Annotated in this window: 16 protein-coding genes; 10 read left to right on the forward strand and 6 right to left on the reverse strand. The window is 38.0% G+C overall.

What is annotated here, in order from left to right; all coding sequences use genetic code 11:
• Nucleotides 1-52 precede the first annotated feature (52 nt).
• From topA to D0T08_RS19250, 3 genes are read left to right on the forward strand one after another with little or no spacing between them, the layout of a single operon-like run.
• Nucleotides 53-2,521, forward strand: a complete 2,469-nt coding sequence (gene topA, locus D0T08_RS19240; protein WP_116984315.1) for a type I DNA topoisomerase — start codon at nucleotides 53-55, stop codon at nucleotides 2,519-2,521.
• Nucleotides 2,522-2,560: 39 nt separating this feature from the next.
• Nucleotides 2,561-3,256 (forward strand): NAD-dependent deacylase, encoded by a 696-nt coding sequence (locus tag D0T08_RS19245; RefSeq protein ID WP_116984316.1) that lies wholly within the window; start codon nucleotides 2,561-2,563, stop codon nucleotides 3,254-3,256.
• Nucleotides 3,257-3,285: 29 nt separating this feature from the next.
• Nucleotides 3,286-4,380 carry a serine hydrolase gene (locus tag D0T08_RS19250; protein WP_116984317.1) on the forward strand — a complete coding sequence of 365 codons (1,095 nt, stop codon included), beginning with the start codon at nucleotides 3,286-3,288 and terminating at the stop codon, nucleotides 4,378-4,380.
• 70 nt (nucleotides 4,381-4,450) lie between these two features.
• Here the strand turns inward: D0T08_RS19250 and trxA are convergent, their stop codons facing one another.
• Together trxA and dnaE are read right to left on the reverse strand one after the other, a co-directional pair.
• Nucleotides 4,451-4,777, reverse strand: a complete 327-nt coding sequence (trxA, locus tag D0T08_RS19255) for a thioredoxin (protein WP_116984318.1) — start codon at nucleotides 4,775-4,777, stop codon at nucleotides 4,451-4,453.
• Between the two features lie 102 nt (nucleotides 4,778-4,879).
• Nucleotides 4,880-8,464, reverse strand: coding sequence for a DNA polymerase III subunit alpha (gene dnaE, locus D0T08_RS19260; protein WP_116984319.1), 3,585 nt, complete (start codon nucleotides 8,462-8,464; stop codon nucleotides 4,880-4,882).
• 265 nt (nucleotides 8,465-8,729) lie between these two features.
• On the opposite strand from dnaE, the gene D0T08_RS19265 reads away from it, so the two are divergent.
• The 4 genes from D0T08_RS19265 (at nucleotide 8,730) to rplT (ending at nucleotide 11,751) form a co-directional block, all read left to right on the forward strand.
• Entirely contained in the window at nucleotides 8,730-9,752 is a 1,023-nt protein-coding gene (locus D0T08_RS19265) for a bifunctional heptose 7-phosphate kinase/heptose 1-phosphate adenyltransferase (protein WP_116984320.1), read from the forward strand.
• A gap of 7 nt (nucleotides 9,753-9,759) precedes the next feature.
• On the forward strand, nucleotides 9,760-11,037 hold the full coding sequence (locus D0T08_RS19270; protein WP_116984321.1) for an AGE family epimerase/isomerase: 1,278 nt from the start codon (nucleotides 9,760-9,762) through the stop codon (nucleotides 11,035-11,037).
• 69 nt (nucleotides 11,038-11,106) lie between these two features.
• Complete coding sequence (gene rpmI / locus D0T08_RS19275) at nucleotides 11,107-11,301, forward strand: 50S ribosomal protein L35 (protein WP_101727000.1); 195 nt, start codon at nucleotides 11,107-11,109, stop codon at nucleotides 11,299-11,301.
• Nucleotides 11,302-11,406: 105 nt separating this feature from the next.
• Nucleotides 11,407-11,751, forward strand: a complete 345-nt coding sequence (gene rplT, locus D0T08_RS19280; protein WP_116984439.1) for a 50S ribosomal protein L20 — start codon at nucleotides 11,407-11,409, stop codon at nucleotides 11,749-11,751.
• A gap of 71 nt (nucleotides 11,752-11,822) precedes the next feature.
• Here the strand turns inward: rplT and D0T08_RS19285 are convergent, their stop codons facing one another.
• Nucleotides 11,823-12,278, reverse strand: a complete 456-nt coding sequence (locus tag D0T08_RS19285) for a nuclease A inhibitor family protein (protein WP_116984322.1) — start codon at nucleotides 12,276-12,278, stop codon at nucleotides 11,823-11,825.
• Nucleotides 12,279-12,396: 118 nt separating this feature from the next.
• On the opposite strand from D0T08_RS19285, the gene D0T08_RS19290 reads away from it, so the two are divergent.
• The 3 genes from D0T08_RS19290 to dnaK all read left to right on the forward strand — a co-directional run bounded on the left by D0T08_RS19290 (nucleotide 12,397) and on the right by dnaK (nucleotide 17,896).
• A complete protein-coding gene (locus tag D0T08_RS19290; protein WP_116984323.1) occupies nucleotides 12,397-12,975 on the forward strand; it encodes a DUF937 domain-containing protein in 579 nt (192 codons plus the stop codon).
• Between the two features lie 249 nt (nucleotides 12,976-13,224).
• Nucleotides 13,225-15,804 carry an NPCBM/NEW2 domain-containing protein gene (locus D0T08_RS19295; protein ID WP_116984324.1) on the forward strand — a complete coding sequence of 860 codons (2,580 nt, stop codon included), beginning with the start codon at nucleotides 13,225-13,227 and terminating at the stop codon, nucleotides 15,802-15,804.
• A 193-nt stretch (nucleotides 15,805-15,997) separates the two neighbouring features.
• The gene (gene dnaK / locus D0T08_RS19300; protein WP_116984325.1) at nucleotides 15,998-17,896 is read left to right on the forward strand and encodes a molecular chaperone DnaK; all 1,899 of its coding nucleotides are present in this window, start codon (nucleotides 15,998-16,000) and stop codon (nucleotides 17,894-17,896) included.
• 70 nt (nucleotides 17,897-17,966) lie between these two features.
• Here dnaK and D0T08_RS19305 read toward each other — a convergent pair whose 3' ends face one another.
• Genes D0T08_RS19305 through trpS form a run of 3 tightly spaced genes read right to left on the reverse strand, consistent with a single transcriptional unit; the run spans nucleotide 17,967 to nucleotide 19,957 of the window.
• Complete coding sequence (locus D0T08_RS19305; RefSeq protein WP_116984326.1) at nucleotides 17,967-18,392, reverse strand: DUF2147 domain-containing protein; 426 nt, start codon at nucleotides 18,390-18,392, stop codon at nucleotides 17,967-17,969.
• 25 nt (nucleotides 18,393-18,417) lie between these two features.
• On the reverse strand, nucleotides 18,418-18,981 hold the full coding sequence (locus tag D0T08_RS19310) for a phosphatase PAP2 family protein (RefSeq protein ID WP_116984327.1): 564 nt from the start codon (nucleotides 18,979-18,981) through the stop codon (nucleotides 18,418-18,420).
• Nucleotide 18,982: 1 nt separating this feature from the next.
• On the reverse strand, nucleotides 18,983-19,957 hold the full coding sequence (trpS, locus tag D0T08_RS19315) for a tryptophan--tRNA ligase (protein WP_116984328.1): 975 nt from the start codon (nucleotides 19,955-19,957) through the stop codon (nucleotides 18,983-18,985).
• Between the last annotated feature and the right edge of the window lie 41 nt (nucleotides 19,958-19,998).

The following is a 19,998-nucleotide window of genomic DNA, read 5'->3' on the forward strand; positions in this document are numbered from 1 at the left end:
TTTTGCATTTATATCTTAATATCGCACAAAAATTAAATCGAAAGGCCAAAGAATGTCTAAGAACTTAGTAATAGTTGAGTCCCCCGCAAAAGCAAAAACCATTGAAGGTTATCTCGGAAAAGATTTTACAGTCAAATCAAGTTTTGGACACGTAAGAGATTTACCTGAGAAGGAATTAGGAATTGATATCAGTAAAAATTTTGCACCCAAATATACTATTTCCTCAGACAAAATAAAGGTGATTAATGAGCTGAAGAAACTGGCCAAAGAATCTGAAACTGTATGGCTAGCGACTGACGACGACCGTGAGGGAGAGGCCATTTCATGGCATTTGAAAGAATCTCTGGGTTTAAAAGATTCGACGCCAAGAATTGTTTTCAGAGAAATTACAAAAAAAGCAATAACTACAGCCATTCAGAACCCTAGGACAATAGATATGGATTTGGTAAATGCTCAACAGGCACGCCGAATTCTCGACCGTCTGGTGGGCTTTGAATTATCTCCTGTATTGTGGCAAAAAATCAGAACCGGTGAAAGAACTAATTTATCGGCAGGTAGAGTACAATCGGTGGCTGTAAGAGTAATTGTTGAAAGAGAAAGAGAAATTGATAATCATAATTCGAAGTCTTCATTTAAGGTAATAGCACAGTTTATAGTAGATAAAGGCAAAGTACTGAATGCTGAATTACCTAAGAATTTTGAAACAGAAGCACAAGCAAAGGCATTTTTAGAAAAATGTATCAGCGCTATTTTTACCATAAAAAATTTAGAGGTAAAACCTGCCAGGAAATCGCCTGCAGCGCCTTTTACTACTTCAACCTTACAACAGGAAGCGTCAAGAAAATTAGGATTTTCGGTTTTACAAACTATGACGGTGGCCCAGAAACTTTATGAATCTGGTAAGATTTCATACATGAGAACTGACTCGACAAATTTATCGGGTGAAGCCATTGAGAAAGCCAAAATTCAGATTGAGAATGCTTATGGTGAAAAATATGTAAAAGTAAGACAGTATAAAACCAAAAGTGAGTCGGCACAGGAAGCTCACGAAGCTATCAGGCCTACTGATTTTGGTGTTGAGAGAGTTGATGGTGACCGTAGCGAACAGCGTCTGTATGAATTAATATGGAAGCGCTCGATAGCTTCTCAGATGGCTGATGCTGAACTGGAAAGAACGATTGCCACTATTGGTATCTCAACTACGCCGGAAGAACTGGTAGCCACTGGTGAAGTAATTAAATTTGATGGGTTCCTGAAAGTATATCTGGAGTCAAGCGATGATGAGGATGAAGAAAGCAAAGGTATGCTGCCACCCTTAATTATCGGTCAGACACTTGATCTTTCAGAAATGAAGGCTACCGAAAGATTTACTAAACCTGCGGCAAGATATACAGAGGCAAGTCTAGTAAAAAAACTGGAGGAAATGGGAATCGGACGACCATCTACCTATGCTCCAACTATTACAACGATTATTAAGCGTAATTATGTAGTAAAAGAAGACAGGCCGGGTAAAGAGCGAAACTTCAAGGAGTTTTCGTTGAAGAACAATGCTATTTCTGAAAAAGTAGGTAAAGAAACCTACGGTACTGAAAAAGCCAAGTTATTCCCTACCAATACTGGAATAGTGGTTAACGATTTCTTAGTCGATAATTTCGATGATGTAATTGATTATAGTTTTACGGCCAATGTCGAGAAAGACTTTGATAAAGTAGCAGATGGCAAAGTAGAATGGCAAAAAATGATTGCTGATTTTTACAAAGACTTCCATCAGAAAGTTGAACAGGCAGACGGTGTCAAAGCAACCAAGGGTGCAAGAGAATTGGGTATTGATCCTAGAACTGGCAAGAAGGTATCAGTTAAGATAGGGAAATTCGGGCCATATGTACAATTGGGTGATATAAACGATGAAGAAAAACCTGTATTTGCCAGCTTACTAAAAACCCAATTGGTTGATTCTATTACTTTAGATGATGCCCTGGCTTTATTTGATATGCCTAAGCTCCCACGCGAGGTGGGTTTTTATGAAGATAAGCCACTGGTGGTTGCCATTGGTAAATTCGGGCCTTATATCAAGCATGACGATAAGTTTTATAACTTAGAAAAAAGCGATGACCCATATCTCGTAACAGAGGAAAGAGCCATTGAAATTATTGAAGCCAAACGCAACAGCGGAGATTTATCTCAACCAAAAGACTTGGGTATCTATGAAGGATTAGCTGTGAATATAGGCAAAGGCAGATTTGGCTTCTATGTAAAACATGGCGACAAATATTATAATATTGAAAAAGGTATTGTAGCCGCTGAAGTGACCATTGAGAAAGCGATTGAGATTATCAAAGCAAAAAAAGCTGCAGAAAGTAATAAGATTATTAAGGAATTCCCTGAAGATAAAACGATTCAAGTATTGAACGGACAATATGGACCGTACATCAAAGTGGGAAAAAGAAATGTAAAAATACCAAAGGGAACAGACCCCTCATCTCTCACTCTGGAAGATTGCAAGAAACTGGCAAATGGATAAACTTTACAATTATTAAGACATAAACTCTTACTCTATCTCATGAAAAAACTGGTTGTGTTAACAGGTGCAGGCATTAGTGCCGAAAGTGGCCTTAAAACCTTTAGAGATAGTGATGGTTTATGGGAAAATCATAGAATTGAAGATGTAGCGACTCCCGAAGGCTGGGCTAAAAACCCAGCCCTTGTTCTGCAATTTTACAACGAACGCCGGGCTAAGGCGGTTGATGCCAAACCAAATGCAGGACATTTAGCTTTGGCAGAATTAGAAAAGTATTTTGAGGTAAATATTATAACCCAAAATGTAGATAACCTCCACGAAAAGGCAGGCTCTACCAATGTTCTGCACCTACACGGAGAATTGACCAAAGTTCGAAGCGTTAAAAATCAACATTTAATTACGGATATTGGTGGCAAAGCGATTGAAATTGGCGATTTAGGAGAAGATGGGCAACAGCTTCGCCCTCATATAGTATGGTTTGGTGAAGCCGTACCTATGATTGAATCTGCTACTGATATATCGATGAACGCGGATATTTTTGTAGTAGTGGGTACCTCTTTACAAGTATATCCTGCTGCTGGGTTAATTCATTACGTGAACAAGACAGTACCAAAGTTCATTGTTGACCCACATATCCCAGAGGCTTCTTCCAATTACAGAAGCATTACCTTTATTACTGAGACAGCCACTGTGGGCGTCCCTCAGTTGGCTGAAATTCTGATTCGTGATTTTCAATAATCATAATAGTGATAAATCACTTAAACTTCATGAGAAAAACCATTTTATTACTACTAATGGCAAATATTTCGCTTGCACAAAGTTTGCAGAAGAAATTAGACTCTCTTTTACAGGCACATGTAAAGAAAGATGAAGCAGGAATGGCTGTATTGGTGATGAAAAATGGGAAGACTCTCTATAAAGAAGGTTTTGGGTTCGCGAATATTGATGCACAAACGCCAATTACACCGCTGACTAATTTCAGAATGGCTTCGGTGTCAAAACAGTTCACAGCAGCTTGTATAATTCTTCTTGAAAACAGGAAGAAATTAAGCTATGAAGATAATCTCTTGAAATTCTTTCCTGATTTTAATAAAGAGGTTGGCTCAAAGATAAAAGTGAAACATTTGCTTACGCATACCTCAGGAATTTTAGATTATGAAGAATTAATATCTGATAATCAGAAAGATCAGTTATTGGATGAAGATGTATTACAATTTCTGAAAACTCAATCTAAAACGTATTTCAAATCTGGCGAAAAATTTCACTACAGCAATTCAGGGTTCTGTTTATTGGAGCAAATCATCGAGCGCGCATCAGGGCAAAATTTTGTAACCTTTATCAAAGCGAATATTTTTGAGCCTTTAGGCATGAACAATAGTACCATTTATGAAGCAGGAAGACCAATGCCCAATAGAGCGATGGGTTATGCTCGAAATAAAGAAGGTAAGCTTGTTTTTTCAGACCAGAGTATCACAAGCGCTACCAAAGGTGATGGCTGCGTTTATTCTTCTTTAGAGGATTATGCCAAATGGTACCATGCTATAGTAGAGAATAAACTAATTAATATAGATAAAGAGCTAAAAAAGATAAATCATCAGATTGAAGGCACAAAAAATATTAATTATGGCTTAGGTTGGTTTAATGGAGATGGAACAAAAGTTACAGAGTTATATCATACAGGCAGCACCTGCGGATTCAGCAATGTAGTGAATATAGTACCCGATAAACAATTCTTATTCGTTTGTTTTTCTAACATTGCCAATAATCACGCCGTTGAAAAACTAATCAGAGATTTATTAAGAGCAGAAAAAATTGATGATACGTCTATAGACTTTAGCAAAACTTTGAGTTTGACAAACTGATTTTCAAATAATCAAAAGCAAAAGAGCCGGATTATCAGATGATAACGCGGCTCTTTTTATGCATATATAATTAGTTCAACTGAGCTTCTAATTTTGAAGTAAGTATATGTTTTGGAACAGCCCCAACAATTTTATCAACTAACTGACCATTTTTAAAGATCATTAAAGTTGGGATTGAACGGATACCAAAGTTCATAGGAACATTTGAGTTAGCATCTACGTCCATTTTACCAATAATTGCTTTGCCTTCATAATCACCCGCCATTTCTTCAACTACCGGCCCGATCATTTTACAAGGTCCACACCATTCTGCCCAAAAATCTACTAGTACTGGTTTGTCAGAGTTAATCAGTTCAGCGAAATTTGCATCCGTGATTTCAATTGCTTTATGTGCCATTTTATAATGATTTAGTACCTTTTACGCTATTTACGTTAAGGTTTTTTATTTATTATTTTGTTTGTTATAGGTCTAACAAATGAGCATTTAATAAAAGTTCCATCACGAGAAGACAACATTTTCTTCCCCAACAATTTGCTTCAATTCTTTAACAAAATCATTAGTAGAAGCCACTTTTGCCTTTCTTGAAAGCAGTAAAACATCCAGTCTTTCGTCGGCATCGTGCACAGATAATTTGAAATCAAAATTACCCGGATACCGTGTGGCCATAGCATCAATTTCTTCAATGAGTTGTGCATTGATTTGCTGTAAACCCAGGATAATTTTAATTTCCTTAAACATCTTATTCCTTAGCTCACTCAATAGTTCCATGCTCACAGGTTTGAAGTCCCATTCACCTTCCCTACCCCATTTATTCTGCAATTTTCCTCTGATAAAAAGGAATAGGCCCATATTCAGGAATTTCGAGAAATTGACATAATCCTGCCCGAAAAGCATCATCTCCATACTTGAGCCATAATCTTCAATTTTCAGGATTCCGAATGGATTACCGTTTTTAGATTGCTTATGCTGCACATTGGTAACTACGCCACCAATAGTAATTTCCTTATTTTGGTTAAGAGGGTCGAAAACCTGATCAAGTGCCACACAACGCTTCATTTCCATCGAAAATTCATCTAATGGATGGCCTGAGATGTAGAAGCCAACCACATCTTTTTCTAAACGGAGTTTTTCAATATCTCCCCATTTCTCACAAATATTCACTTTTGGCTTGGCAATATCAAAGCCACTTCCACCCATCGCACCAAATAAAGAGTTTTGTCCAGCGGAAGCGTTTTCATGATATTTGTTAGCATATCTGATTAATTTCTCAATTAGGGTAGCGCCATCAGAATTATCAAAATACTGGGCTCTGTGCAAATCTGTAAAGCAGTCAAAAGCTCCCGCATAAGCAAAAGATTCGAGTGTCTTTTTATTCACTGTGCGCAGATTTACTCTGATTATAAAATCAAAAATATCTTTGAATGCCCCCCCTTTCTTTCTTTCTTCAATAACCGCATCAACGGCTGCATCGCCTGAGCCTTTTATGCCACCCATACCGAAGCGAATCTCTCCTTTCTTATTTACACTGAATTGCTTTTGCGATTCATTCACATCCGGCCCTAAAATTGTTAAGCCTTTAGATTTACATTCCTCCATAAAGAAGGTAATCTTTTCAATATTACCTAATTGAGAAGTCAAGACGGCCGCCATATATTCTGATGGGTAATGGGCTTTCAGATAGGCAGTCTGATAGGCCACAAAGGCGTAACAGGTTGAGTGCGATTTATTAAAGGCATAAGAAGCAAACGCCTCCCAGTCTGTCCAGATTTTCTCTAATTTCTTTTCAGGATGTCCTTTAGCTTTTGCTCCTTCCAGAAACTGAGGTTTCAGTTTATCCAGCGTTTTCCGGTCTTTTTTACCCATTGCCTTACGCAACACGTCGGCATCTCCTTTTGTAAATCCGGCCAACTTTTGTGAAAGTAGCATAACCTGCTCCTGATATACAGTAATACCATAGGTTTCTCCTAAATACTCTTCCATATCGGGCAAGTCATAACTTACTTCCTGCAGACCATGTTTACGCTTAATAAAATCTGGAATATAAGCAATGGGGCCTGGACGATATAGGGCATTCATGGCAATTAAATCATCCAGACGGTCAGGTTTGAGGTCTTTCATGTACTTTTTCATACCGTCAGACTCGAATTGGAACACCGCATTGGTCTCCCCTCTCTGGAATAACTCGTAAGTAAGCGTATCGTCAAGCGGAATATTATCAATGTCGATTTCTACATCATGATTTTCTTTAATCATACGCAGACAATCTTTAATAATCGTTAAATTTCGCAGACCCAAAAAATCCATCTTGATTACCCCTGCGTCTTCAATGATCTTCCCTTCATATTGGGTCACTAATAAGTCAGAATCTTTGGAAGTAGATACAGGCAGAATATTAAATAGCTCTTCGGGAGCAATAATAATACCTGCCGCATGGATACCTGTATTTCGAATCGTACCTTCTAATTTCTCGGCTTGTTGCATAACCTTAGCAGTAAGGTCATTGCCGTGATAAAAAGCACGCACTTTCTTTACATTCTCAATTTCATCTGGTTGTAAGCCAATCTCTGTCAAACTTTTTGGTCCCTCTAAAGGATAATGAATTAACTTCTTAAAATCAATCTGATAAGTAGGTTTATCAGGTATCAGTTTTGCGATATAATTGGCATCGGCTAATGGCAACTCCATGACACGGGCTACATCCTTTATTGACGATTTGGTAGCCATTGTACCATAAGTGATAATTTGTGCTACCTGATTTTTGGTATATTTCTGCACCACATAGTCAATCACTTTCTGACGGCCTTCGTCGTCAAAATCGGTATCGATATCGGGCATTGACTTACGGTCAGGATTCAGGAAACGCTCAAAAAGCAGATTATACTTAATTGGGTCGATATTCGTGATGCCAATACAGTAAGCTACTGCGCTACCCGCAGCACTACCACGGCCAGGCCCAATCATAACACCCAAATCACGTCCGGCTTTAATAAAGTCAGCTACAATCAGGAAATACCCGGCAAATCCCATTGATTTGATAGTAAATAACTCAAAATCCAGACGTTCCTGTACTTCTGATTGAATTTCTCCATAGCGTTGACGTGCACCCTCATAAGTTAAGTGCTTCAAATATTCCCATTGGTTCATCACATCATCTACATGAACTTTAAATTCCTTAGGAATCGGGAAGTTTGGAAGCATGATATCTCGCTTCAATTTTAGCGTTTCTACTTTATCTACAATCTCATTCGTATTATCAATCGACTCAGGAATATCGCTGAAAAGCGTTGTCATTTCCTGCGTATTTTTGAAATAGAACTGATCGTTGAAGAAGGCAAAACGTGTATCTCTTGACATCGCCTCATCATCATTAAACTCTTTAGCTGATGGCGTTGACAATTTTTCGTTGGTATTGACACATAACAAAATATCATGCGCTACCCAATCCTGTTGATCAACATAGTGACTATCATTGGATGCAATTACTTTTACTCCATACTTTTTGGCAAACTTTAACAATACTTCATTTGCCCTGATTTGCTCAGGAATTTCATGACGCTGAATCTCTACATAATAATCCTCTCCGAATCTGTCAAGCCACCACTTAAATTCTTTTTCTCCCTCTTCTTCTCCCTTTTTCAATATAGTTTTAGGCACTGAGGCACCAATACAGCAAGTAGTGGCAATTAGTCCTTCTTTATGTTGTTCTATCAGGGCTTTAGTAATACGCGGAAACTTACCATATAAGCCTTCGATGAAACCTAAAGAGCAAAGTTTTGTCAAATTTTTATACCCTGTCGCATTTTTTGCCAATAAGAGTTGATGGAAGCGCTGGTCCTTTTGCTCTTTAGTAAATTGCTTGCGAGTATGGTCTTCTACCACATAAAACTCGCAGCCTACAATGGGTTTTACATTGTATTTTCCGGCTGTAGCTACAAAATCAAAGACACCGAACATATTGCCATGGTCGGTAATAGCCATTGCCGGCATGCCATCAGCCTCTGCTTTGGCAAATAGTTTTTTTATGTCGGAGGCACCATCAAGGAGCGAGAATTGTGTGTGGTTATGTAAATGAGAAAACTTCATATATGGGGCTTTGTGTATTCTATTATAACACTAAATTACGAAAAAATCTCTCTTCTGCATTGATTATTTTTTCTAAAGAACGATAAAACCTTCAATATCAGTAGTCGCTTTTTATATTTTTTCAGTCTTATAAAAAGACTATTTTTTATGATAATAAGTTTTAAAGGTTTTTAGTCTCTATTTAGCATTTTTTTAGCAATTTTACCACCCTCATCTATTTTGTATTTTTAAAATAAAACTTAGCAAGAATTTAATATCCTGACGAATGCCTATTATCAAAAGTGAAATTGAAGCCATTTTTAATAGAATTAGTAACCTGCGAGTTGGAGTCATTGGCGATTTTGCAGTCGATTTTTATTATGACATTAATTATCAGACCGGAGAATTTTCGGTTGAAACAAATAAAGAGGTTTTCTGGGCAAGTAAACCTCACTCTTCTTTAGGAGCTGCAGGGAACGTAGTTAATAATCTAAGTGCTTTGGGGGTTAAAAATATTCAGGTTTTTGGATGTATAGGAAATGATATTTATGGAAGGGAAATGCAAAGCCTTTTTCATGAAATTCATGCCAATACCCAACATTTAAAAATCCTTAATTCTGATTGGGACACTTGTACATATACCAAGCCGATGGCTAAAGAAGGTGAATCTAACCGACTTGATTTTGGTACTAATAACCAATTATCTGATGATTTATTTAATGAATTGCTTGATACACTGGCAAAGGCTTTACCAAATTTAGATGTTTTAGTTATCAATCAGCAATTTCCGAATCCTTTACTTAATCCTAAGCGAATTGAACAATTAAATGCCTTAATCGCTCAATCTTCTGATTGTCTTTTTGTCTCTGATTTGCGTGCTTACGGATATTGTATAAAAAATACCATTCTGAAAGTAAATACGGAGGAAATGGCTAGACTGCTTAACATTAAGGAAGTGGATGAAGCTGATGAAAAAGCATGCATTGAACATGGCAAAAATTTACAAGCCCAAATTGGCGATTGTTTAATAGTAACTCGTGGAGAGCATGGCATTTTATATATGGATAAAGAAGAAACACAGAACGTAAAAGCTATTCCCCTTAAAAATGAAATTGATACGGTTGGGGCGGGTGATACTGTGGTTGCGGCGTTTTCGGCTACCAAAGGTGCAGGTGCCTCCATCAAACAGTCTTTAGAAATAGCCAACCTGGCAGCGGCTGTTACAGTGCAAAAACTAAGACAGACCGGGACAGCGACATTGGACGAAATTTTAACAGTTTATCAGGCAAATTCAATTCAAAATATATAACACACCTATGTACTCAAAAGAAACCGCTATTCAACTTCGCGATGAAATAATTAATTACCTTAACACTGGTCTTCTACCATTCTGGATTAGCCGTACGGTTGATAATCAATATGGAGGATTTCTGACTCATTTTGACCAATTTGGCAATGATTCGGGAGAAGACGAAAAATCTTTGATTGCCCAATCCCGTTCAGTTTTCACGTATTCTTCTGCACACAGAGCAGGATATGGTGGCGGTAAGCTGGCTGAAATGGCTCGGCATGGTGTTGATTTTCTATTAGATAAAATGTGGGATCATGAATACGGTGGCTTCTACTGGATGGTAAACCGTAAAGGAGAAGTGACGATTGATGAAAAAATTGTATATGGTCATAGTTTTGCCATTTATAGTCTAAGTGAGTACACCTTGGCAACAGGAGACCCAAGAGGAAAAGAATATGCCGAAAAAGTATTTGACCTTTTGCAAAAATATGCTGTCGATACCCATTATGGCGGTTATTGGGAGATGTTCTTAAGAAATTGGGACTTGAAAGGCCCGGGTGCAGCAGGTGGAGACAGAAAAACATTGGATGCACATATGCACTTAATGGAAGCCTTTACTACACTTTATGAATGTACTGGTCAACAAGTTCATAGACGTAAATTATTAGAAATAATAGAATTATTGACCAGGAAAATCATGCACCCGGAATATGGCACAGGTATTCCGCAGTTCTGGGCCGATTGGTCAATAGCACCGCAAATCAAGTTTGATATTGTATGGGGTTGGGATAGGTTCTCAGAAGATGGCCAAAAGGCTTCTGCAGAAGACAATACCAGCTACGGCCATAATTCTGAATTTGCCTGGTTATTAATGCATGCACTGGATATTCTTGGGCTGCCTTATGATACACATCGTGAGCAAATCATAAAATCTTATAGCCATTCGGTTGATAATGGCGTGGACTGGGAATTTGGCGGTGTATTTGTTGAAGGCTCCCATGCAGGTGAGGTCTACGACCGTGAAAAAGAATTCTGGCAACAAGCAGAAATGCTGATTGGTATGTTAGATGCTTTCAGATACCTGAAAGATGAAAAATACTGGAATGCATATGTAAATATTCATCGGTTCGTATTCGACAAAATGATTAACCATGCTTTGGGTGAGTGGTGGCCTTTAATGACCCGCCAGGGAGAGCCAATTTGGAAGCATATGAGCCATTCCTGGAAAATAAATTATCATGATGTGCGCTCAATGGTACAATCTGTGGTGCGTTTAAACAAGATTTTAGACTCAGGTTTGTAAAAACAAGAATTAAATTGTAATTTTGCAGCCCAATTTACTTTTTTGTTCAATACTTAAAGTTTCAGTACAATGCCAAAACAAAAAACCAATTCTGGAGCGAAAAAACGCTTCAAAATTACAGGTACTGGTAAAATCAAGCGTAAACACGCTTTCCATAGCCACATCCTGACCAAAAAATCAAACAAACGTAAAAGAAACTTAGTTTCTGCTACATTAGTAAGCCCGGCTGATACTAACCGTATCGAGTCATTACTAAGCATGTAATTGTAGTCTCAGGACTCTTACATTTGGTTCAATTGTTTCACCCGATGAATGGCACCGAAGAGTTCAGATTTTCTGGACCGCCAAAGTCAAAAAACTAACAAAAAAATGCCTAGAAGTGTCAATCACGTTGCCTCAAGAGCAAGACGTAAAAAAGTTTTAAAATTAGCCAAAGGCTATTATGGACGTCGTAAGAACGTCTGGACGGTTGCTAAAAACGCCGTTGAAAAAGGTTTAGTTTACGCCTACGAAGGTCGTAAACAAAAGAAAAGAAGTTACCGCCGTTTGTGGATTGTTCGTATCAACGCAGGGGTTCGTCCATTAGGATTATCTTACTCTGTTTTAATCGACAAATTAAACAAGGCTGGCATTGAATTAAACAGAAAAGTATTGGCCGACTTGGCGATGAACCACCCTGAGGCGTTCAGAGCTGTAGTTGAGAGAGTAAAATAAGCAGCAGATTTTCAATTCTCTGTTATAAGAGGTGTCAATATAAATTGACACCTCTTCTTTTTTATAGAAAATCAGCTTTCAATAATCAACGTCTTTAATCCTTTCCATTTGCCCTCAAAGTCTTTTCCGATAAGATAAGCTTCAACCTCCACCCTTCCCGCTCTTAAGTACTCTAGTTCAGTGAGGTTTTCTTGCATAATCGCTTTGATTCTGGCAAACTTCTCTGCTCTTTGTTTTTCAAAGTCAGTCCACCAATCTTGTTTGTCGAGTACTACAGTAAAAAACTTTTCCCAAGGCAAGGTTTCTACTCTGTCTGAAGGAGTCAGACCAATGTATTTTCTGAAAAGGATTGGACTAAAGGGTGCAGGATGATCAGCCTGCCAATCTATCACCTTTAATTTTTCATCCGATTCACTCGGATATAAGACATCAATCACACTATCTTTTAATAATTCAACAACCGATTTCTGAGCTAAGTTTGTTTCTTTAGAAGATTCTGACTCAACATTATTTTTTTCTGATTCCATTTTGTTACTTTACAAAAATTTATTAGTCTAAACATCGCGTATTTAAACTAGATTCTGGTTTAAATGTAGACAAAAAATATAATATTGTACCCCTTAACAACCATAAAAATTCAAGAAAATGTTAGAAGTTTTGCAAGGTCTTATTCAACAATACGGCCAGGGAGCCGTAGTTAACAATCCTGCCGTACCCAATCAACATAATGAAGGTGTTATGAACGAGGTTATGGAAGGACTTATGGGCGGCTTGTCTAACCAAGCTAATAGCCAAGGTGGTCTTGGAAGTCTATTGGGTTTGCTTGGTGGTGGGTCTGGTTCTGGCCAAAGCATGATGTCGAATCCAATTGTTGGAAACATTGCTCAAAGCGTAATCAGAAACCTTATGGAAAAATTTGGCTTATCAAATTCTGCCGCAGCAAGTGTAGTAGCAAGCATGCTTCCTCAGGTATTAGGCAGTTTGATTAATAAAGCGAATGACCCTGATGATGATTCTGTAAATACTGGAGGTATTATGGATGTATTGTCGGGAGGTAAAACATCAGGCATTGATTTTGGCAGTATTTTAAGCCGTGGAGCAGGAGCATTAGCTGATGGCAAATTAGACATGAACGATTTAATTAATATTGCCGGTGGTGGCAGACAACAAGGTGGCGGAAGTGGAATTGGAGGTCTGCTTGGTGGTTTATTTGGCGGAAAATAATTCTTAAGTTTAATAATCAGGTCTACCAAATCATAAAATCAAAACCGTAAAATCAATTATGGCTTTGATTTTGTGGTTTGGTTTTTGTTTTTTTAATATTTTTGTATTGGTTTTATGCCCCGGAAAGTAATGAAGCGTAAACTGTCAGATTATTTATTACAATTCTCTTCTATCTGAATATCAAGCAGTTGCCTGATTGTAGGGTGGGCATCTTAATTTAATAATTTGGCAGTGTCTAATAAAAAAAACATGAATTTTAAATCCTCTTTTTTACTATCTGTTCTTTTGCTGACTACAGTTTATGCGAATGCCCAGATAAGCATCACTTTTCCTATGGAAAAGGCTGTATTCCAAAGAAATCAAAGCAATTTTGCTACACTCTCTATTGCAGGTAGCTATCCTGTTAATATTTCTCTCAGTTATGTTCAGGCGCGTCTCATAAACCCCTACAACGAAAGCGTTGCTATGGGTTGGACCACTATCCAGAATAATCCATCCGGAGGAGTTTTTAATGGAACACTCCAAGGTGTACCTGCAGGATGGTACAGATTAGAAGTGCAAAGTTATTCAGGCGGGGTAATTAGTGGGACTGCGACGCTTAATCGTGTGGGCGTAGGGGAAGTTTTTATCATTGCGGGCCAATCAAATGCGCAAGGGCTGGAGGGATTTTCAACTATAGCGAACGATGAGCGTGTAGTAACTCATAATGAAGTTACATGGTATGATAGCAATGCAGGGCAATGCAACAATAAATTCCCTAATTACCCAACGTTTTCACAGATTTCGGGAGGCTACATTTCTAAAACAGGGGTAAGTACATGGGCGTATGGAAGATTGGGTGACTTACTGACAAGCCGATTGGGCATTCCGGTAGCTTTTTTTAACGCAGCTGCCACTTCGACCTCAAGCATAAACTGGAAACAAAGTTCGGATGGGCAACCAACTGAAAATCATTATAATCCGGCCCAGACAACATTCTGTAATCAGTTAGGAGTTCCCTATTCAGGCTTAAAAAGAGTTATGAACTATTATGCTTCTACTTTTGGTGTTAGAGCCATCTTATGGCATCATGGCGAAACTGATAATTTTATTAATACCTTAGGTAGCGAATATCAAAGTAATGTTTCTTACGTAATCAATAAAAGCAGAAATGACTTTGGCAGTCAAATTCCATGGGTCATTTCAAAAGCTACTTTGTTTAATACTAACGAGACTCAAGCGGACATTAGAGTTGCTCAACAAAACCTTGGGACAGATACAGGTAATCTGGGCAAGGTGTTTTCCGGTCCTGATACAGATGTACTTAATGCTTCGTATCGGCAAGATGATGTACACTTTAATATGAGTGGCGTTATAGAGTTAGCTAATTTGTGGAATGCAGCACTTACTAATACTTTTTTTTCTGATGCCACCCCAATACCTGCAAAACAGTTACCATTTGTAAATGTTACTCAAATTAATTCTGAATTCCAATTGGCTGCTCCGGGTGGGTATACTGCATACAAATGGGTTAGACTGGATATTGGTAATTCAGACTTTGAAGATCCATCAGAATCAACCTCTCAGGTTATTAGTAGAACTAGCGGCATTTATCGGTGTTATTTAACTGATAATCAAGGTAATATTACATTTACACAACCTGTTAACTGCGGTTGTCTGGGTGCATTAAATTGTAATGGAGTTACTTATCTCTCAGATATGGTTGCTTGTACAGCTATTGATGGACGCGATAATACTATAAAATATGATAAAAGTATTGATGGTGCTCCTATCAAATTAAATGGAACTACTTATCCTAAAGGTATTGGTTGTCATGCCAATTCAGAAATTATATATAAATTAAATGGAAATTTTAGTCGCTTTATCAGTGACATTGGTATTGATGACGAAATTGCCTCTCCTCCTACTCTAGGATCAGTTTATTTTAGAGTATATGCCGATAATACTTTACGTTATGAAAGCCCGCTTTTAAATAATACCAGTACTACAATCAAACTCAACATTGATGTACAGGGCGTTCAGGAACTGAAAATAATTACTAATCAAGGCCCTGATAATTTCAATTTTGACCATACAGACTGGGCAGGTGCAAGATTACATTGTATTGATAATCAGGCTCCTTCAATCCCTCAAAATCCGAATGTAAGTCAAGTTGGCCAGAACTGTGCAACGGTTGTGTGGACGGCCTCTAATGATAATATGGAAGTTGAAAAATATGAAATTTATGTTGATGATGTTTTAGTTGGTTCTGTAGATGCACCTGCCACAAGTTATAATATTCAAGGACTTGAACCTATGCATTATTACACAGTTAAAATCAGAGCTAAAGATTTTTCTGGTAATGTGTCAGCCCTTAGTAATATGACTGAAATTGTAACTTCTTCGTATCTTTTAATTGCGGCAACTCCTAAAACAATAAATGCAGGCCAATCGGTTGTATTAGATACCTACGGGTGTACAGGTGGTTCAATCATCTGGAGTCCGGGAATTACTGCTCAAACCCAATCAGTTATTGTAAATCCTACTGTAACCACAGAGTACTCAGCTTCTTGTAAAATCGGGAATTGTATAAGTAGCCCGGTTAAAATTACAATTAATGTATTACCTAACTGTGCAACTTCTTATAATTTAGTAAGCCCTGATAATGATTTTTATGGATCAAATATAAACCTGACTTTCAGAGCTTCAACAATTATTACAGCTCAAAATATAATTTTACCTGATTCTAAGGTTACGTATCAGGCTGGGCAATCCGTCACTTTACAGCCAGGTTTTCAGGCTGAATTTGGCACAGTTTTCCGGGTTCAGATAGCCGGTTGCAATAATTAAAGGTGCTGTGACAGTTTGTACATCCTGATTTTTCTCTAAACATACTCATTAAGCCAAAATCGCTTAATTTGGCACTGATTCAATATTTCACTACTGCCAATCTGTCAGTTTTTCCTGCCAAATACAGGCTTGGCACGTCCATTGAGGAAGTAGTAATAAATACTTTGAATTAATTTACTGATAAATAAAAAATATGGGAAAAATTATTGGAATCGACTTAGGAACAACAAACTCATGCGTTGCCGTAATGGAAGGTAACGAACCAGTTGTTATTGCTAACAGCGAAGGTGCCCGCACAACTCCTTCAATCGTAGCGTTTTTAGAGAATGGTGAGAAAAAAGTAGGTGCTCCTGCTAAGCGTCAGGCAATCACTAACCCTAAAAATACTATACAATCTATTAAACGCTTCATGGGAAAACGTTTCAATGAAGTGAGTTCTGAAATGAAAACCATCTCTTATGATGTAGAGCAAGGACCAAATAATACTCCTCGCGTACGCATTGGAGACCGTCAATATACTCCTCAGGAAATCTCAGCTTTTATTCTTCAAAAAATGAAACAAACTGCTGAAGATTACTTAGGAACAACTGTATCTGAAGCTGTTATCACGGTTCCGGCCTATTTTAATGACGCTGAACGCCAGGCAACTAAAGAAGCAGGACTGATTGCAGGCTTAGATGTAAAACGTATCATTAACGAGCCTACTGCGGCAGCTCTTGCCTATGGCCTTGATAAACAAGGCAAAGACATGACTGTAGCTGTATTTGACTTAGGTGGTGGTACATTTGATATTTCGGTTCTTGAATTAGGTGATGGTGTATTTGAAGTAAAAGCTACAGATGGCGATACCCATTTAGGTGGTGACGACTTCGACCAGGTGATTATTGAATGGTTGGCTGACGAATTCAAGAAAGATGAGGGTATCGACCTACGTCAGGATGCGATGGCTTTACAACGTTTGAAAGAGGCTGCTGAAAGAGCTAAAATCGAGTTATCAAGCTCGGCACAGACTGAAATCAATTTGCCGTATATCTTCCCGGTTAATGGTATTCCAAAACACTTGGTAAGAAGCCTAAGCCGCGCGAAATTTGAACAACTGGCTGATTCATTAATCCAGAGAGCAATGGAGCCTTGCCGTAGAGCGATGAAAAACGCGGGCATGAGCAATAGCGATATTGATGAGGTAATCTTAGTAGGCGGTTCAACACGTATTCCTCGTGTACAGGAAGAAGTTGAGAAATTCTTCGGTAAAAAACCATCTAAAAATGTAAATCCGGATGAAGCAGTAGCAGTTGGTGCTGCCATTCAAGGTGGTGTATTAACAGGTGAGGTAAAAGATATTCTTTTGTTAGACGTTATTCCGCTTTCATTAGGTATTGAAACTATGGGTAGTGTATTTACCAAAATGATTGAGTCAAATACAACCATCCCAACTAAAAAAGTCGAGACTTTCTCAACAGCTGCGGATAATCAACCTTCGGTAGAATTACATATTCTTCAAGGTGAGCGCCCAATGGCATCTCAGAACCGTACGCTTGGTAGATTTCACTTAGATAGTATCCCTCCAGCACCACGTGGCGTGCCTCAGATTGAAGTAACATTCGATGTTGACGCTAATGGGATTTTACATGTAACTGCTAAAGATAAAGGTACTGGTAAAGAACAAAAAATCCGTATTGAAGCATCTTCTGGTTTGTCTGATGCTGAAATCCAAAAAATGCGTGATGAAGCGAAAGCTAATGAAGAAGCAGATAAAGCAGAAAGAGAAAAAGTTGAGAAAGTAAATGCGGCTGATACTATGATTTTCACTACTGAAAAGCAGTTGAAAGAATTTGGTGACAAATTATCAGAAGGTAATAAATCAGCAATCGAAAGTGCTTTGGCAGAATTAAGAGCTGCTCATGGTACAAGAGATGCAGCAGCCATTGATGCCTCAATGGAAAAAATAAATAATGCATGGCAGGCGGCTTCTCAGGAAATCTATGCTGCAGGTGGCGGTGCTCCAGCAGGAGAACCGACCAGCAGTGGCCCGGCAACAGGTAGCGGAAAAGATGAAGAAGTCACTGATGTAAATTACGAAGAAGTAAAATAAGTCGGTGCTTGTAAAATATAAAAAACTCCCTTAGCGATAAGGGAGTTTTTTGTTACAATCAATTTTGATATTAATCAGCTTTTGTAAAATGCTCTGTTCGGCCAATAATAGATAACCCGATAAAACCCCTTACGTCTAAAGTTGTAGGGCTTGTGAGTGTCATTTTACATGAATATGTTTTACCATTTTTAGGATCATATACTTCTCCATCTTCCCATGAATCTTTATCTGTCTGCTTAAAATTTTTAAGATTTACTAATCCTATTAAAGGCCTTGTACGCAGTTTTTCATCGGGATTCTGTTTGTCAGTACGTGGCTTACCAGCTTCATTAGGTTCTTTAAGCCATACAATTTTTCCAAAATATTTGTCTCCTTGCTTAAAAAATTGAATTTTACCACTTTTTTCCTGATTATACCAGGTTCCTTGGGTAATATCCTGAGCGAAAGAAAGTGTTGAAAATAAAAGTAAAACGACAAATAAAGATAGTTTTTTCATGTTTTGATGCGAGAATCCCTCAGTTTTAAGTTAGTAATGATTGCTTAAATTTAATTATAACAAAATAAATGATTAGAGTAACTAATACGCCAACAATGGCCCCTACTATTAAATCAGTTGGAAAATGTACCCCTACATATATACGACTATAAGAAACGAAAATTGCCCACAAAAACAGAAAATATTTCCACTTATTAGCATTATTATTTATTAAAAGAAAAGCCAGTGCCAATGCAAAAGTATTCGCTGCATGGCTGGACGCAAAACCATATTGCCCGCCACAGCCGCCAACCACATGTACCAGATTCTGTATAGCAGGGTCATGGCAAGGTCTGAAACGCATAAAGTAGGGTTTCATGAGTCCAGACGTAACGCGGTCAGACAACCCCACAGAAGCCATGATAAAAAAGAGTTTATACCAGGCGTTTTTCCTGATAACAACCAAAGTATAATAAATCAGAAAAATGTATAGGGGTATCCATGTAAAACGGTGGGTAACCCAATACATAATTATATCCCAGAATGGAGAATGGAAGCTGTTGAGCCAAAGAAACCATTCATATTCGGCATTTCTGATAATTTCAATCATATCAATTAAATCCTAGAGCATTTCTGACATCCTGAATAGTTTTTCTGGCAATTTCTCCCGCTTTCTCCTCGCCCTCTTTTAATTTTTTATCTAATGCCTCATTATTCTCTATATAATAATTATAAAGCTCTCTTTCCTTGCTGAATCTTTTCAGAATCAATTCATAAAGCGCTTGTTTAGCGTGTCCATATCCAAATCCTCCATTCAGGTAATTCTGGCGTAAGGTTTCTGTTTCTGCCTCTTCAGCTATTAAAGAATATAATTTAAAGGTTACATCAGTATCAGGATTCTTAGGTTCTTCTAGAGGTGTACTGTCTGAAATGATGGATTTTATCGTCTTTAATAATTGTTTTTCAGGCAAAAATATGTCTATATAGTTATTATATGACTTGCTCATCTTTGAACCATCAGTTCCCGGAATTACCATTACACTCTCATCAATTAATGGCTCAGGAAGCTTAAAGACCTCGCCATAAGTTCTATTGAAGGCAGCGGCAATATCTTTCGACATCTCCAGATGTTGTTTCTGGTCTTTACCTACCGGAACAAAATCGGCATGATACAAGACAATATCGGCTGTCTGTAATACAGGATAAGTGAAAAGCCCTGCATTTACATCTGAAAGCCTGTCTGCTTTATCTTTGAATGAATGCGCATTGGCAAGCATAGGGTATGGTGTCTGGCATGAAAGATACCATAGAAGCTCGGTATGATAAGCCGCTAAACGTGACTGACGATAGAAGAAGTTTTTATCAGCATCAAAACCACATGCTAACCATGCAGAAGCCACAGCACGGGTGTTTTCGGCCAGGGTTTCAGCATTCTTAACTGCTGTTAGAGAATGTAAGTCTGCGATAAATAAAAAAGACTCGGAATCTGATTTCTGAGAAAGCTTGATTGCAGGTAAAATGGCGCCTAAAATATTACCCAGGTGCGGACGACCAGTTGCTTGTATACCTGTCAGAATTCTTGCCATAAAATATTAATAATTGTTTCGATAATATAATGTAATTTGAA

It is taken from the genome of Emticicia sp. C21 (assembly GCF_003418935.1).
GTDB lineage: Bacteria > Bacteroidota > Bacteroidia > Cytophagales > Spirosomataceae > Emticicia.